This window comes from Halorussus marinus, assembly GCF_004765795.1.
Taxonomy (GTDB): Archaea; Halobacteriota; Halobacteria; order Halobacteriales; family Haladaptataceae; genus Halorussus; species Halorussus marinus.
The window spans coordinates 22,889-36,552 of record NZ_SBIV01000002.1 but is presented as its reverse complement, the minus strand read 5'-3'; the positions used below and the strand labels follow the sequence as shown (position 1 = coordinate 36,552).

Below are 13,664 nucleotides of genomic sequence, written 5' to 3'. Positions count from 1 at the left end.
ACCCGAAAGCGGTTCCGGCGGGCTCGCGGCGACAGAGTTAATTCCCTTCCACCCAGTCGTCACGTACGACCGACTGACATGCCGGAACTCACCGCGATCTGCGTCGACCCCGACGAGTCGGAGCGTGCGGCCACGGTCGAACGCCTCGGGGCGGCTATCGACGACGCCGCGCTCGTGGCCGCCGGTTCGATCGAGGCGGCCGTCGCGGCGTGTCGGAACCACGCTCCCGACTGCGTCGTGACCGAGTACGACCTCCCCGACGGCACCGGGCTAGAGCTCGTCTCGCGGATCCGAGAGATCGCCCCCGACACGGGGTGTGTGCTTCACACCGCCGTCGACCGCGAGACGGTCGTGGCGAACGCCCCCGACGACGTCGTCGTGGAGTACGTCGACAAGAGCGCCGAGACCGCGAGCGTGCGGCTCGCGCGACTCGTTGACGCGACCGCGCGGTTCCGAACCCAGACCGCCTACCCGCTCCCGAAAGACGAGTCTGCTCGGCTCGCCGCGCTCGACAGCTACGACCTCGACGCCGACGACCTGCGGGCCGACGTCGAGCGACTCACCTCGCTCGCCGCGCGCCACTACGGCGTCTCGACGGCGTCGATCAACATCATCGACGAGAGCCAGCAGGACTTTCTCGTCTGTCACGGCGCCGACTGGACGCCCACCGACCGCGAGGACGCCATCTGCACCTACACCATCGTCGACGACGGCTCGGTGACGGTCATCGAGAACGTCGCCGAGGACCCGCGGTTCGCGGACAACGAGACGCTCGAATCCATGGGGATCCGGTCGTACATGGGCGCGGACCTGACGACGCCGTCGGGCGAGACGATCGGGACCTTCTGTGTCTACCACGACGAGCCCCGGAGCTTCGACGACGACGATCGGGCGTACCTCCGGACGCTCTCGACCGTCGCGATGCGACTGCTCGAACTTCACGACGACGCCGCGGGAGGTGACACGCGATGAGTCGCAGTTCGGATCGACCCTACGAGTTCGGCCCCGACCTCCCGCTCGCGGCGGTCGACCCCGGGACCAACATCCTCGTGGCCGGGTCGACGATGGGCGGCGCCCGCGACCTCGCGCTCCGACTGGTCACCCGGGGCAACGACGCGGCCGAGGGGATGTTGATGGTCTCGACCAACAGACACTGCGAGAAACTGCTGGGCGACTGCGATCGGCTGTGTCCCGATCTGGACCGAAGCAAGTTCGGGCTCCTCGACTGCCTGAGCGACCAGCACGGCCCGAAAGACCTCCCGGTCCGGATGGCGACGGTGTCGAACCCCAGCGACCTCACCGGGATCGGGATCGAGTTCTCGGGGCTCTACGAGTCGCTGTACCAGGAGGCGACCGACCGCGTCCGGGCGGGACTGTACTCGGTCTCGACCCTGTTGATGTACTCGGACCTCCAGACGGTCTCGCGGTTCGTCCACACTCTCGGCGGCCGCATCGCCGCCAGCGACGGCCTCGGCGTGTTTCTCATCGACTCGACCACGCAGGACGAGCGCGTGGTCAACACGATCACGCAACTGTGTGACGGCCGAATCGACGTCCGCGAGACCGACGGCACGTCCGAACTCCGCGTCAGGGGGCTCGGCGGCCAGCCCGCGACGTGGACCGAGTTCTGATCGACCGTCCCGACCAGCCTCGCCGAGACAGAAGCGTTTAGCCGCTCGAAACCCAACCGTCGACCGATGGCCGACCCCGAGAGCGAGTCGTCGCGCGAGGACCCGCCCGGCGAGAGCGCGGGCGACCGATCGGTCCCCGAGACCGACGACCGCGCCGAACTCCGCGACGAGGTCGAGCAGAAGTACGATTTCGAGGAGTTCGGCCCCCGCGACATGGCCGAGATGTCCTACGAGGAGTGGGAAGCGGCGTTCGACCACGACTCGTGGATCACCGGCGAACGGCTCCTCGACCGCGTGGCGGCCGACCTCGAAACCCGGGTCGCCAAGCGAGACGTGTTCGCGGTCACCGAACGCATCGAGCGCGACGGCGAGGACCAACTGCTCGCGTACTCCGACGAGGGGTACGCGGTGGTCTACCCCGACGGCACCGTCGAGGGCAGCGGGACCGTCCTCCGAGACGTGAAGCCGTCGATCGCGCTCGCGTCGATGGAGAGCTACGAGGTCCCCGACCCGCCCGAGGGCGGCGCGCTTCCCGAGCCCACCGAGGTCCCAGAGGGATCGGGCGAACTCGGCAACAGACTGATGCAGATCATCGCGGCGGTCCACCTCCTCGCGGGGGTGGCACTGCTGGTCGCCTGGGTTCCGCTCGCGCTCCCGCTCGTCGCCGGGGTCGCCGGATTCGGCTTCCTCCTGTTCGGCGGGTTCGTCTTCCTGCTGGTCGCGAACGCGCGTCTCTCCGATCGGTTCCGATCCGAGGAGTACCGCAACCGGCTCCGGGCGGTCGGGGTCGAAGACGGCGAGCGCCCCGCGTTCCTCCCCGACGAGGACGCCGAGGAGGCGACCGGCGACGCCCCGGTCGGGCCGAACGACGCGGGCGTCTCGTCGGAACCCCGAGACGGCAACTGAGCCCTCGCTGGCCGGGCTCGCGGCCGAAACTCCCGTCCGGCGGCATCGGTGGCTTTAAGCAAGTCCTGCCCTGAGTTCGAACTGTATGAAGAGGCGGGACTTTCTGACGGCAGCCAGCGGTGTTGCTGGCGGAACTGCCGCGGGAGCGGCGACTGCGGGCGCACAAGAGACGACCACGTCCGCCGGTGACACCACGACTGCCTCCGGAAACGAGACGATGACGACGACCGCCAACGGGACCGCGGAGGGGACTCAGTCCGGCGGGGGCGCGGCCGGCGGCGGACCGACCCAGGAGGTCACGGTCGGCCCCGGCGGCGACCTCGTGTTCGAACCGGCCGAACTGACGATCGCGCCGGGGACGACCGTCCGGTGGGTCTGGGACTCGGACAACCACAACGTGGTCCGATCGAGCCAGCCCGAGGGCGCGGACTGGGACGGCACCGAAGGCGGCGACAGCGAGACGTACAACACCGGCCACGAGTACAGCCACACGTTCACCGTCGAGGGCACTTACGAGTACTACTGTACGCCCCACCGGAGCGCGGGGATGGTCGGGAGTATCACGGTCCAAGAAGGTGGCGGCGGTGGCGGCGGTGGCGGCGCGGCCGCCGAGCAGGACCCCGAACACATGGGGGTCCCGATTCAGGCTCACTTCGTCGGCATCGCGACCATCCTGATGATCATCGTATCGCTCGTCTACACGTTCTTCGTGGTGAAGTACGGCGAGTCGCCACACACCGAGGGAGGTAACTGACGATGTCATCCACAGGCTCGACCTACGGCGACATTCACCGCTACGAACCGCCCCGAGAGAGCACGGCCGCCGCGATCGCCATCGTCTTGCTGACGGTGGTCGAGATCGTGTTCGTGGGTCTGTTCACGTACGGCCTGATCGACGGCTGGGGGTACACCGGGATCGGCAACATGTATCTCGGGTCGGTCCTCGCGGTCATCTTCATCGACCTCGCGTTCATCCTGTTGCTCTACCGCAAGGAGTTCCTCCCCGACGTGATGATCGTCAAGAAGCGCCGGCGCAAGTGGGAAGACCTCTACATCCGGGAAGATCAGCAGGACGGCGTCGACACGGTCGGCGACGCGTGGGACCAGTTCAAGCGCGCAGTGTATCCGTACTACAAACGATAAATCATGTCAGCAGACGATAAATATCCAGAGAGCACAGGGCGGCGTCGCTTCGTGAAAGGAGTCGTCGGGAGCGCGGCGCTCGCGGGCGTCGGCACCGCGACCGCTGTGGGGATCGACTCCGCCACCGGTCCGACCGGCGGCGGCGGCGGGATCGTCGACTTCTACGGCGTCGAGAACACCGCCGGCCCCGCGCCGCGGGCGATGCCCCAGATCCCGCTGGAAGTCGACTCCGAGGGGTATCTCAAGGGCATCTGGCCCGAACCCGAGACCATAACGCTCGAGAACGGCTCCGAGATCACCGTCGCGGAGATGGAACTCGGCGGCACCACCTACTCCTCAACGTGGTACCAGTACTGCGGGGTCCAGACGAACGCGGGCGTCCGTCCCGACGCCGATCAGGACAACTACTTCCGGTACATCGGCAACTCGAAGTACGACTGGCAGAACAGCGAGATGGAAGAAGGCGCTAAGATCCACGTCGACGACTTCAGCGACTACGAGACGTGGGGCAACGGCATCGGCGACGACGGCCTCGGCAAGCCCGCGCAGGCGAAGTGGCGCTCCGAGGACGTCTCCTCCTCGGAGATTCTGCCGGTTCAGGTCATCCGCTCGACCCGCGTCGAGGAGATGGCCCAGGACAACGAGTGGCTCTCGGCCAGCACCGAAGAAGGCTTCATCGCCAACCTGAACAAGTGCACGCACTTCTGTTGCGTGCCGACGTTCAAGGGCCTCGCCGGCTCCGCCAGCGCCGAAGCCGAGAACCAGATCTACTGTCAGTGTCACCAGTCGGCGTACGACCCGTTCAGCATCGTCCAGAAATCGTTCGCCGCGCTTCCGATCCCGGAGGACAGCTAGATGAGTCTCGAGCGCAAAGACGAGTACGACCACGGCGAGTGGATGAAAGAGAAGGATCTCACGCCGGTAGAGTCAGTGTTCCTGACGACGCTCGTCTGGATGGACCGGCGCTTTCGGATCGTCGACTACCTCGAGATCCTGGAGACCCTCTACTACCGGGTCAACCTCCAGATGCCGAAAAGCCACACCGAGCAGTACAACCTCGACAACAAGTTCTGGTACTGGTACCCCCTGTACGCGCTCGGGAGCTTCTCGACCATCGCGTACGTGGTGGCCGCCCTGAGCGGGGCGCTGCTCGGGTTCTACTACGCACCGGGCACGGAGGGCGATCCGTCACTGGCGTACAACCAGCTCGCGTTCATCATGACCGACCTGAACTTCGGGTTCATGCTCCGGTCGATCCACCGGTGGTCGGCCCAGGTCATGGTCGCGGCCGTGTTCCTCCACATGCTCCGGGTCTACTTCACCGGGGCGTACAAGGAACCGCGCGAGCTGAACTGGATTATCGGGATCATCCTGATCAGTCTCACGATGGTGTTCGGGTACACGGGCTACCTGCTTCCGTGGGACCAGCTCGCGTTCTGGGCGGGCCAGATCGGCGTGGAGATGAGCCTCTCGATCCCCCTCGCGGGCGAGTGGGTCGCCAAGCTGTTGTTCGGCGGCTTCAGCCTCGGGGCGTCGACGCTCCAGCGGATGTACATCATCCACGTCTTCTTGCTCCCGTTCGTGGTGACTACGATCATCGCGGTCCACATCGCGATCGTGTGGATTCAGGGCATCGCCGAACCCCACTAATCAACCATGGCAGACGACCAATCACAAACCGACGAAAGCGGCGAAGCACAGACAGACGGTGGCACGGGCATCGTCCCGCCCGACGACGAGACGCCGACGTGGAGCGAGCGCAAAGAGCGCAGACAGGGTCTCTCGCGGCTGACCTACGAGTACTTCGAGCGCTCGCGCCGAGAGGACCAGGACCTCCGACAGGAGTCCAGCTACGTCGAGCGCGACGTGTTGGCGTTCCCGACGTGGCCCCACGAGATGATCCGGAACCTCTCGCTGACGAGCTTCTTCGTCGGCATGATCGTGTTCCTGTCGGCGACGCTCCCGCCCCACTTGGGCCCGCCCGCCGACCCGAGTTCGACGCCGGCGATCATCCTGCCCGACTGGTATCTCTACTGGTCGTTCGGACTGCTAAAGCTCGGCCCGCTCAACCCCGAACTCGCCATCCTCGGCGGCGAGAAGCTGTTCGCCGACCGTACCTACGGCGTGCTCGCCAACGTGGTCGTGGTCGGGTTCATCGCGATCGTCCCGTTCCTGAACAAGGGGAGCGCGCGCCGCCCGGTCGAACAGCCGTTCTGGGCGAGCGTCGGCGTCTCGGGCGTCGTGTTCGCGTTCACCATCAGCGTGCTGTCGGTCAAGAACATCATCAGCGACCTCATCGACCCCCACCTGCTGTTCGACCTCACGTTCTTGCTACCCATCGTGGCAGGTGCGGTCTCGTACGCGGTGTTGAAGTCGATGCAGGAGGGGTACATGTACGACCTCAACCGCCGGTACTACCGGCTTCGGCCGCCGAAGTAACGGACTCGGTCACCTTTCATGGATTCCAGTATCGACGACACCGACACCGACGCCGACCCGGAGGCAAGCGCCCGCGAGGTCGTGGTCCCGCTCCAGCTGTACAAGGTCGTGACCGTCTTCTCGACGATGTTCGCCGTCGGATTCGTGGTCGGCGGATTCATCGTCCTCGACACCGCGACCCAGCGGGCGCGCCTCTCGATCGCGGAGGCCGACGTCCCGCTGGCCATCCTCGGAGTGGTGATGATCGCCGCAGGGGCGGTGGTGTACGCCTTCTCGACCCGGTTCCGCGCCGAGGGAATGGGAAAACCTAAAGACGGCTCCGACGAACCATCAAACAATGGCTGACGAATTCATCAAGGGACTCGGCATCCTCACGGGTGGCGGGCTCCTCTGGATGGTGCTGTCGGGCTGGTACACCACGCCGGGGTTCGAGGACACCCAGCTCGTCGGGGAGATCCCCGAGGGGCTCGGGGCGTACGGCGAGGCCGCGATCGCGCTCCGCGCGGGACTGTTCTGGTTCATCATTCTGGGCGTGTTAACCTTCTGGGTGCTGATCCCGGCGTTCAAACAGCTTCGAGAAGCCTCGACGTGAGGTCGCGGTCTGTTCTGGCGGACGATTTCGACGCCCGGTAGCGTCGCCGTTTCGGGCCCGAGCCACGCTCACGACCGTAGGCTTCGGGCCGGACGGCGTGGTCGTCTCGGCCCGCCGTCGTGTGCGCGAGGCCCGAGGGTCCGGTCAGGTCTTCCGGAGCGTGCCGGCCCTGTACTCCTCGCGCTGTCGACGATCACTCGACCGAGCCACTTGCGAGCGTCCACACCGACGCCCCCCTCGAACGCGCCGAGCGTCGGCGTCGAGACATCGGCGAGACGAGCGAGTCGGTCTCGTCAGAACGAGGACTGCTCGGCGAAAGACGGCGCCGATGAGAACGTAGAAACGGCGCCGCCCCGACGCGGTTTGGCGTCGGCGGCGTCGAGAACCCAACCGGTTAGACGATCGCGCTCCAGTACGGCTCGATGAGATAAAAGAAGCTCTGGTAGCCGGCGTAGAGCAACACGAGCGCGGACGCGGTGAGCGCGCCGTTGGGTCTGCTCAGCCGCTCGCCCTTCCTGAGTTCGACCTCCCGGGCCTCGAACTCGAAGAAGTCGGCGATGAACAGCCCGAGCACGAGCGCCGACATCACCATCCCCGCGTGGTGGTGTACCGTCAGGAGGTAGAACGACGCCAGCACGAGCACGCCGTTCGACACCTCGTGGACGACGTTGCGGCTCAGTTCGTCGTCGTGGTCGTCGGTTTGGGCCTGTTTTCGGTAGCCGCGGTACGCGAACAGCCGCGTCCCCATGTTGACCAGCACCAGCGCGAGCACCACGTACTCGATGACGGGCGCGACGACGGCGTCCACCGGTCCGAACATCGACAGCGATTGCATACTAGATATTCGTGAAGGCGGCGTATTATATCCTTTCCATCGCCGCGAGCGATCGCGGCGCTCACCCGAAGAACCGCCGTGACTCGGGCACCCGAGCCAGTCGGACCGCGTCGTCGGCGACGATATCGACCCGCGCGCTCGGAGCGACAGCGCGTGCGCGCTCGCCGTCGAGGAGCAACTCCACTTCGCCGTCGTCGCGTTCGACCGTCAGCGAGATCGGCTCCGCGACGTCGAGCACCCAGTGGTCGACGTTCACCGCGAACGGGGCGATCGGGACTACGCCGACGACGCCCCCGCCGGGTTCGAGCAGCGGGCCGCCCGTGTTCCGACCGTAGCCGGGACTGCCGGTCGGCGTCGAGACCACGATGCCGTCGGCCCGGACGCTCGCGACCGACTCGCCGCCCGACCGGATCGCGTACTCCGAGATGCGAGCCGGCTCGCTGGTGACCAGCATCGCGTCGGCCACCGCGCGCCCGACGGGGTCGCCGTCGACCGACGCGCCGAGCACCGTCCGGGAGTCGGTCTCGAACCCGTCGTCGAGCAGGGACTCGACCCCCGCGACCGCGTCCGGTTCGGGGACCGCACCGTAGCCGTCTCCGGCCCCGACCGGGAGGACGGGCGTCGTGACTCCGGCCCGGACCAGCGCGACCACCGCCGGTTCGCCGACCGCGGCGATCGCGTCGAGGTCGGTCCCGACCAGTTCGGCCGCCGACCCCCGGACGGCGGTCGCGTCGCTGGTGTCGGCCGCGGCCGCGACGCTGTCGGCCACGGATCCCTCGCCGACGACGCCGAGTCGCCCGACTCCCCGCTCGTGAGCCCTAACCATCACCTTGCCCCTTGCGCGGCGTGCATGAAAAGCGTACGGAGTCGTCGTTACTCGTCGTAGGGCCAGTCGCCGATGATCTTCATCCCCTCGGCCTTGTCCTCGGCTTCGAGCGCGGTCGCGATCTCGGTGGGGTCTTTGGGCGCGACCTCGAACGTCTCGTCGGCGACTGCGACCGCGAGCTCGGTCAGCAAGATCGCCTGCTCACGGAGGTCCCGGACCTCGATCTTGTCGAGGGTGTCGGCGTACGTGTGGCCCCAGCCGCGGCCCTCGTCGCCGGTCTCGCTCATGAGGTGGACGCCGGGGACGCCCCACTGGACGTACGGCCAGTGGTCGCTGTGGGGGCCCTGCTCGGGGATCGTCGTCATCGGGTGGCCGAACGCGTCGCCGACCTCGCTGGCGGCCTCCTCGAGCGCGTCGAAGCCGTGGGTGTACACCGAGAGGGTGCGGCCCCGGACCACGCCGTCGTTGTTGAGGACCGCCTTGACCGACTCGAAGTCGCGCTTCTCGGCGTCGTACCCCGATCCGACGAGTCCGACCTCCTCGGCGCCGTAGGCGACGAAGTGGACCTTCGTGTCGAGGTCGTCCTCGCGGGCCGCCAGCGCCTTCGCCATCTCGACCACCATCGCGGTGCCGGCGCCGTTGTCCGCCGCGCCCTCCGCGATGTCGTGGGCGTCGACGTGGCTGGTGACCAGCACCTCCTCGTCGGTGTCGGGGCCGAGTTCGGCGTGGACGTTCTGGCTCGTCGCGTCGTGGGCGTCGGCCTCGACCTCGACGGCGACCTCCTCGCCGTCGTAACGCCGGGCGAGTCGCGCGCCGACCTCCTTCGAGACGCCGACCGCGGGCACGTCCCCGATGGGGTCGTCCTCGGTGCCGACGCTCCCGGTCGGCGGGAGACACCCCTCGACGTGGTTCTTGAACACGAAGCCCGCCGCGCCCGCCTCGACCGCGTGGTAGTACTTCTCGCGGCGGTGGACGAACCGGTCGTAGTGGCTCGGGACGTTGGTCGCGACCATCACGACGTCGCCCTCGACGTCGGCGTCCTCGAAGTCCTCGGGTAGCCCGTAGCCGAGGTCTACGAGCTCGCCCGCGGCGGTTCCCGCCGGGCTCCGCGGAAGCGCGATACACGAGAGGCTGTCGCCGCCGGCCCGTATCTCGCTGTCGCCGCGGGTCCAGCCCTGAATGTCGAACTCGTCGAGGCGGACGTTCCGGGCCCCGGCCGATTCGAGCGCGTCGCGGGTCAGTTCGGCGCCCTCGCGTTCGCCCTCACTGCCCGCCATCCGGTCGCCGATGTCGACGAGGTCCTCGAGGTGGTTCCAGCCGGCGTCGCTCGTGAACGTCTCGCCGATCCAGTGTGTCATACGTTCGCGTGCTCGTGGATCGCTGGTAAGCTTTTCGAATCGAAACCCGACGGTTCGTTACTCGGGCGCCGGTTCGGCGGCGGATCGGTTACGAATCTTCACTGGATATTTCAATACGGTCGTCTATCCACCGAGCTTTTCTCATGACGCCGGCTTTTTATAACGTCCTACGACGTTACACCGGTGGACAGTCGGTGATCGATGCTATGGCAACCCAGACACCCGACGTGAACCGCGTCGTCGACCTCGACGGCACCGTCGACGAGCGGGCCGACCCGGATCTCCCTGCCTCGACCGTCGAGGAACTCTACCGCCAGCAGGTGCTGGCCCGGACCTTCGACGAGAAGGCGGTCGGGCTCCACCGCCAGGGCCGGATCGGCACGTACGCACCGGTCCGCGGACAGGAGGCCGCGCAGGTCGGCGCGGCGGCCGCGCTCACCGCCGAGGACTTTTGCTTTCCGACCTACCGTGACCACGCGCTGTACCTCGGTCGGGGCGTCCCGCTCGAAAACGTGGTGGTCCACCTCCTCGGCGAGGGCAACTACGTCGACGGCACCGACGGCCCGGGCCGCCGGACGTTCCCGCCCACCATCCCGATCGCCACACAGATTCCCCACGCCGTCGGGGTGAGCAGGGCGGCCGACTACCGCGACGACGACCGGGCGGCGCTTGTCAGCTTCGGCGACGGCGCCACCTCCGAGGGCGACTTCCACGAGGGGCTGAACTTCGCGGGCGTGTTCGACGCGCCGACGGTGTTCTTCTGTCAGAACAACCAGTGGGCGATCTCGGTGCCCCGCGAGCGCCAGACCGCGAGCGCCACCATCGCCCAGAAGGCCCGGGCCTACGGCTTCGAGGGCGTCCGGGTCGACGGCAACGACGTGCTGGCGGTGTACGGCGCGGTCAGCGACGCCCTCGACGCCGCGAAGGCCGGCGAGGGGCCCCGACTCATCGAGGCGGTCACCTACCGCCGGGGCGCCCACACCACGACCGACGACCCCTCGCAGTACCGCGACGATTCGGAGGTCGAGCGGTGGGCCGAGCGGGACCCGCTCGATCGCACCCGCGAGTACCTCGAAGACGCCCACGGCTGGACAGCCGCCGACGAGCGCGACCTCCGGGCGTGGGCCGACGAGCGGGTCGCCGAGGCGGTGGTCGCCGCCGAGGAGCGGACCGGCCTCGACGTCGACGACATCTTCGAGCACGTCTACGCCCGGACGCCCCAGCGACTCCGCCGCCAGCGCGAGCGGGTGGTCGACGAGCCCGAGGTCGACCGATAGGGTCGTCCGACGCGGCGGTCGCTCCCGGCCGGTCGGCTCCGGCAGGGCGGACGCGTTCAGGTGGCTTTTTACTATTCGACGCGCAAACCACCGATATGACAGTAGCGGACGATTCAACGGAAGAGCACGGCCATCACCTCCCGGCGGTCGAGGACTGGCCCCGCGGGTTCGGCGAGGCCAGTTGGTGGCCGTTCATCGCGGCGCTGGGCGCCGGTGGCGTCTACATCGGCGCGGCGCTGTTCGTACTCGCGCAGGGCGAGGAGCCGATCGTCGACGCCATCTACGGTTCGGTGGTGTTCGTGGGGTCGGTCGGTCTGTTCCTCGTCGGGCTGTACGGCTGGGTGTACCACGCGTTCGTCAAGGCCTTCTGGAGCGGCGGCGGCCACGGCGATGGCAGCTCACTGCGATGGGGGATGATACTGTTCCTCGGCTCCGAGCTGGCGACGTTCGGGGCGGGGTTCGTGTACTTTTTCTTCATCCGTGCGGGGACCTGGCCCCCGACGGGCGCCGAGCTCCCGCCGTTGCTCAGCTCGCTGGTGCTCGCTAACACCGCCCTGCTGGTGCTTTCGAGTATCACGCTCCACTGGGGCCACGTCGAACTCCGGAAGGGCAACCGGCAGAACTTCGTCGTCGGCATCGGGGCGACGCTCCTGCTCGGCGTGGTGTTCATCGGCGGCCAGATATACGAGTACTACGAGTTCATCGTCCACGAGGGGTTCAATCTCACCTCGGGCATCTACAGTAGCGCCTTCTTCGGGCTGACGGGGCTCCACGGCCTCCACGTCTCGCTTGGCGCGGTGCTCATCGGTATCGTGTTCGTCCGGGGGCTGTACGGACAGTACACCGCCGACCGCCACGTCTCGGTGTCGACGGTCTCGATGTACTGGCACTTCGTCGACGCGGTGTGGATCTTCCTCGTGGTCGTGCTGTACGCCGGCGCGGCGATCACGCTCTGAGACGCCCCACTCTTTTCACCTCGCGAACACAGTCGCTTTCGCGACCGGGACCGCCGCGGCGTTCAGGAAACGCTTATCAGTGCGAACCACCCATATCCGCTATGCACTACGACGCCGTCGTGTTCGACAACGACGGTGTCCTTGTCGGCCGGACGAGCTACGACGTTCTCCGCGAGGCCGTGCAGGACACCTTTGCACAGTTCGATATCGCCGATCCCGACCCCGATCACGTCGAGGGCGTGACCGTCGGAACCACCCCCAACGAGGTCGCCGACGTCTGCGCCGAGTACGGGCTCGACGCCGCCGAGTTCTTCGCCGAGCGCGACCGGATGCTCTCGCGCGCCCAGCAAGAGGAGATCCGCGCGGGCCGAAAGACCCTCTACGACGACCTCGATACTCTCCGGGACCTCGACGTCCCGATGGGGATCGTGAGCTCGAACCAACAGGAGACCGTCGACTTCGTCCTCGACCACTTCGGGGTCTCGGATATCTTCGACACGGCGTACGGCCGCGAGCCCATCGTCGAGAGCCTCCGGCGGTGCAAGCCCGACCCCCACTACATCGACAAGGCGCTCGCCGACATCGACGGCGACTCGGTCCTGTTCGTCGGCGACAACGAGTCGGACATCCGGGCCGCCGAGAACGCGGGCATCGACTCGGCGTTCATCCGCCGACCCCACCGCGACGACTGGTACCTCAACGTCTGGCCGACGTGGGACATCGACTCGCTCGAAGACCTCCACGACATCTGCGCGGTCTGAACGGGGTCGGCGACCCGGCCACCATTGAGGAGTCGTTTCGACGCGTCGCGAGCCCTCGGCTCGCCGTCACGGGACAGTCGCCGTACACAAGAGTCCGCACGCTCGGGTGTCATGGTCGAACGGGTACGGCAACGGAAGAATCGGCGACCGCAGAGACGCTGTCAGAACCGCGCTACTGCTCGTCGAGCCACTCCTCGTACTCTTCTTGGGAGACGACTTCGACCTCGCCAAGCATCTGGGAGTGACCGACGCCACAGTACTCCGCACAGTAGAGCTGGTAGGTCCCCTCGCTGGTCACCTTCGTCTTGAGTGTGTTGTGCGTGCCCGGCATGGCGTCTTGCTTCAGCCCGAGTTCCGGGACGTGGAACGCGTGTATCCAGTCCGAGGAGGTGATCCGGAGATACAGGTCGGTGTTGTTCGGGACGACCATCGTCCCGGTCGTCGAGACGTTCTCGCCCTCGTAGTTGTACGTCCAGAGGTACTTCTCGCCGACGACTTCGATCTCGACCGCGTCGCCCTGTGCTTCGAGGTCCCCCGTGTTCGAGACGTAGTCGTTGGCCATCACGCCGTAGGAGGCGTAGCCGACGACCAGCAACACCAGCGCGGTCGCGATGGTCCACGAGATCTCGAGCCGACGGTTCTCCTTGGTGGGCTGGGGATCGTCGTTGTTGCGGTACTTCAACACCGTGTAGATGAGGATCCCCTCGACGAGTACCGTGATGGGGATCGCCATGAACAGCAACTGGGTGTTGAGCGACCGGATCAGCTCCTCGGTCGTGGAGTCGTACCCCTGAGCGAGGACCGGATCGGCGAACAGGGCGAGCACCCCGACGCCCAGCAGCGTTGTGAGCGCTGTCCGCTTGGCTTTCATACTGGGTCCAACTTAGGACGATTTCCATAAATACCTACTGACTTGGCGGCCGTCCGGCCCCGATTTCGG

The 13,664-nt window shown here is 67.0% G+C and carries 17 protein-coding genes; 13 read left to right on the top strand and 4 right to left on the bottom strand.

What is annotated here, in order from left to right; translation table 11 throughout:
• Positions 1-78: 78 nt before the first annotated feature.
• The 10 genes from EPY72_RS04095 to EPY72_RS04050 all read left to right on the top strand — a co-directional run bounded on the left by EPY72_RS04095 (position 79) and on the right by EPY72_RS04050 (position 6,711).
• Positions 79-972, top strand: a complete 894-nt coding sequence (locus EPY72_RS04095) for a GAF domain-containing protein (RefSeq protein ID WP_135805657.1) — start codon at positions 79-81, stop codon at positions 970-972.
• Positions 969-1,631: a DUF7504 family protein gene (locus tag EPY72_RS04090; RefSeq protein ID WP_134669130.1), complete on the top strand. Its 663-nt coding sequence runs from the start codon at positions 969-971 to the stop codon at positions 1,629-1,631. The genes EPY72_RS04095 and EPY72_RS04090 overlap by 4 nt, the downstream gene beginning before the upstream one ends.
• Positions 1,632-1,697: 66 nt before the next feature.
• A complete protein-coding gene (locus EPY72_RS04085; RefSeq protein ID WP_244605523.1) occupies positions 1,698-2,537 on the top strand; it encodes a DUF7319 domain-containing protein in 840 nt (279 codons plus the stop codon).
• An 85-nt stretch (positions 2,538-2,622) separates the two neighbouring features.
• Entirely contained in the window at positions 2,623-3,291 is a 669-nt protein-coding gene (locus tag EPY72_RS04080) for a plastocyanin/azurin family copper-binding protein (RefSeq protein ID WP_134669128.1), read from the top strand.
• A gap of 2 nt (positions 3,292-3,293) precedes the next feature.
• A complete protein-coding gene (locus EPY72_RS04075) occupies positions 3,294-3,680 on the top strand; it encodes a DUF7318 family protein (RefSeq protein ID WP_134669126.1) in 387 nt (128 codons plus the stop codon).
• Positions 3,681-3,683: 3 nt separating this feature from the next.
• On the top strand, positions 3,684-4,535 hold the full coding sequence (locus tag EPY72_RS04070) for a ubiquinol-cytochrome c reductase iron-sulfur subunit (protein WP_134669124.1): 852 nt from the start codon (positions 3,684-3,686) through the stop codon (positions 4,533-4,535).
• Positions 4,536-5,330 (top strand): cytochrome b, encoded by a 795-nt coding sequence (locus EPY72_RS04065; protein WP_134669122.1) that lies wholly within the window; start codon positions 4,536-4,538, stop codon positions 5,328-5,330.
• Positions 5,331-5,336: 6 nt separating this feature from the next.
• The gene (locus tag EPY72_RS04060; protein WP_134669121.1) at positions 5,337-6,119 is read left to right on the top strand and encodes a cytochrome b family protein; all 783 of its coding nucleotides are present in this window, start codon (positions 5,337-5,339) and stop codon (positions 6,117-6,119) included.
• Between the two features lie 18 nt (positions 6,120-6,137).
• Positions 6,138-6,464, top strand: a complete 327-nt coding sequence (locus EPY72_RS04055) for a DUF7315 family membrane protein (RefSeq protein ID WP_135805656.1) — start codon at positions 6,138-6,140, stop codon at positions 6,462-6,464.
• Positions 6,457-6,711, top strand: a complete 255-nt coding sequence (locus EPY72_RS04050; protein WP_134669117.1) for a DUF7314 family protein — start codon at positions 6,457-6,459, stop codon at positions 6,709-6,711. Before EPY72_RS04055 ends, EPY72_RS04050 begins: the two co-directional genes overlap by 8 nt.
• A 394-nt stretch (positions 6,712-7,105) precedes the next feature.
• Here the strand turns inward: EPY72_RS04050 and EPY72_RS04045 are convergent, their stop codons facing one another.
• The 3 genes from EPY72_RS04045 to EPY72_RS04035 form a co-directional block, all read right to left on the bottom strand.
• The gene (locus tag EPY72_RS04045; RefSeq protein ID WP_134669116.1) at positions 7,106-7,546 is read right to left on the bottom strand and encodes a DUF7313 family protein; all 441 of its coding nucleotides are present in this window, start codon (positions 7,544-7,546) and stop codon (positions 7,106-7,108) included.
• A gap of 61 nt (positions 7,547-7,607) precedes the next feature.
• The gene (locus tag EPY72_RS04040) at positions 7,608-8,372 is read right to left on the bottom strand and encodes an NAD(+)/NADH kinase (RefSeq protein ID WP_134669114.1); all 765 of its coding nucleotides are present in this window, start codon (positions 8,370-8,372) and stop codon (positions 7,608-7,610) included.
• Positions 8,373-8,419: 47 nt separating this feature from the next.
• Positions 8,420-9,730 carry a M28 family peptidase gene (locus EPY72_RS04035; RefSeq protein ID WP_135805655.1) on the bottom strand — a complete coding sequence of 437 codons (1,311 nt, stop codon included), beginning with the start codon at positions 9,728-9,730 and terminating at the stop codon, positions 8,420-8,422.
• 206 nt (positions 9,731-9,936) lie between these two features.
• Between EPY72_RS04035 and pdhA the strand changes: the two genes are divergently transcribed.
• The 3 genes from pdhA to EPY72_RS04020 all read left to right on the top strand — a co-directional run bounded on the left by pdhA (position 9,937) and on the right by EPY72_RS04020 (position 12,724).
• Complete coding sequence (gene pdhA / locus EPY72_RS04030; protein WP_168215996.1) at positions 9,937-11,007, top strand: pyruvate dehydrogenase (acetyl-transferring) E1 component subunit alpha; 1,071 nt, start codon at positions 9,937-9,939, stop codon at positions 11,005-11,007.
• A 95-nt stretch (positions 11,008-11,102) separates the two neighbouring features.
• Positions 11,103-11,963, top strand: coding sequence for a cytochrome c oxidase subunit 3 (locus tag EPY72_RS04025; RefSeq protein WP_134669110.1), 861 nt, complete (start codon positions 11,103-11,105; stop codon positions 11,961-11,963).
• A gap of 101 nt (positions 11,964-12,064) precedes the next feature.
• Positions 12,065-12,724, top strand: coding sequence for an HAD family hydrolase (locus EPY72_RS04020; RefSeq protein WP_134669108.1), 660 nt, complete (start codon positions 12,065-12,067; stop codon positions 12,722-12,724).
• A gap of 172 nt (positions 12,725-12,896) precedes the next feature.
• Here EPY72_RS04020 and coxB read toward each other — a convergent pair whose 3' ends face one another.
• Positions 12,897-13,595 (bottom strand): cytochrome c oxidase subunit II, encoded by a 699-nt coding sequence (gene coxB / locus EPY72_RS04015; protein WP_134669106.1) that lies wholly within the window; start codon positions 13,593-13,595, stop codon positions 12,897-12,899.
• Between the last annotated feature and the right edge of the window lie 69 nt (positions 13,596-13,664).

Excerpts from the sequence above, each read along its gene's own strand:
- EPY72_RS04095 (WP_135805657.1), top strand. The coding sequence starts at position 79 with ATGCCGGAACTCACCGCGATCTGCGTCGACCCCGACGAGTCGGAGCGT.
- EPY72_RS04090 (WP_134669130.1), top strand. The coding sequence starts at position 969 with ATGAGTCGCAGTTCGGATCGACCCTACGAGTTCGGCCCCGACCTCCCG.
- EPY72_RS04085 (WP_244605523.1), top strand. The coding sequence starts at position 1,698 with ATGGCCGACCCCGAGAGCGAGTCGTCGCGCGAGGACCCGCCCGGCGAG.
- EPY72_RS04080 (WP_134669128.1), top strand. The coding sequence starts at position 2,623 with ATGAAGAGGCGGGACTTTCTGACGGCAGCCAGCGGTGTTGCTGGCGGA.
- EPY72_RS04075 (WP_134669126.1), top strand. The coding sequence starts at position 3,294 with ATGTCATCCACAGGCTCGACCTACGGCGACATTCACCGCTACGAACCG.
- EPY72_RS04070 (WP_134669124.1), top strand. The coding sequence starts at position 3,684 with ATGTCAGCAGACGATAAATATCCAGAGAGCACAGGGCGGCGTCGCTTC.
- EPY72_RS04065 (WP_134669122.1), top strand. The coding sequence starts at position 4,536 with ATGAGTCTCGAGCGCAAAGACGAGTACGACCACGGCGAGTGGATGAAA.
- EPY72_RS04060 (WP_134669121.1), top strand. The coding sequence starts at position 5,337 with ATGGCAGACGACCAATCACAAACCGACGAAAGCGGCGAAGCACAGACA.
- EPY72_RS04055 (WP_135805656.1), top strand. The coding sequence starts at position 6,138 with ATGGATTCCAGTATCGACGACACCGACACCGACGCCGACCCGGAGGCA.
- EPY72_RS04050 (WP_134669117.1), top strand. The coding sequence starts at position 6,457 with ATGGCTGACGAATTCATCAAGGGACTCGGCATCCTCACGGGTGGCGGG.
- EPY72_RS04045 (WP_134669116.1), bottom strand. The coding sequence starts at position 7,546 with ATGCAATCGCTGTCGATGTTCGGACCGGTGGACGCCGTCGTCGCGCCC.
- EPY72_RS04040 (WP_134669114.1), bottom strand. The coding sequence starts at position 8,372 with ATGGTTAGGGCTCACGAGCGGGGAGTCGGGCGACTCGGCGTCGTCGGC.
- EPY72_RS04035 (WP_135805655.1), bottom strand. The coding sequence starts at position 9,730 with ATGACACACTGGATCGGCGAGACGTTCACGAGCGACGCCGGCTGGAAC.
- pdhA (WP_168215996.1), top strand. The coding sequence starts at position 9,937 with ATGGCAACCCAGACACCCGACGTGAACCGCGTCGTCGACCTCGACGGC.
- EPY72_RS04025 (WP_134669110.1), top strand. The coding sequence starts at position 11,103 with ATGACAGTAGCGGACGATTCAACGGAAGAGCACGGCCATCACCTCCCG.
- EPY72_RS04020 (WP_134669108.1), top strand. The coding sequence starts at position 12,065 with ATGCACTACGACGCCGTCGTGTTCGACAACGACGGTGTCCTTGTCGGC.
- coxB (WP_134669106.1), bottom strand. The coding sequence starts at position 13,595 with ATGAAAGCCAAGCGGACAGCGCTCACAACGCTGCTGGGCGTCGGGGTG.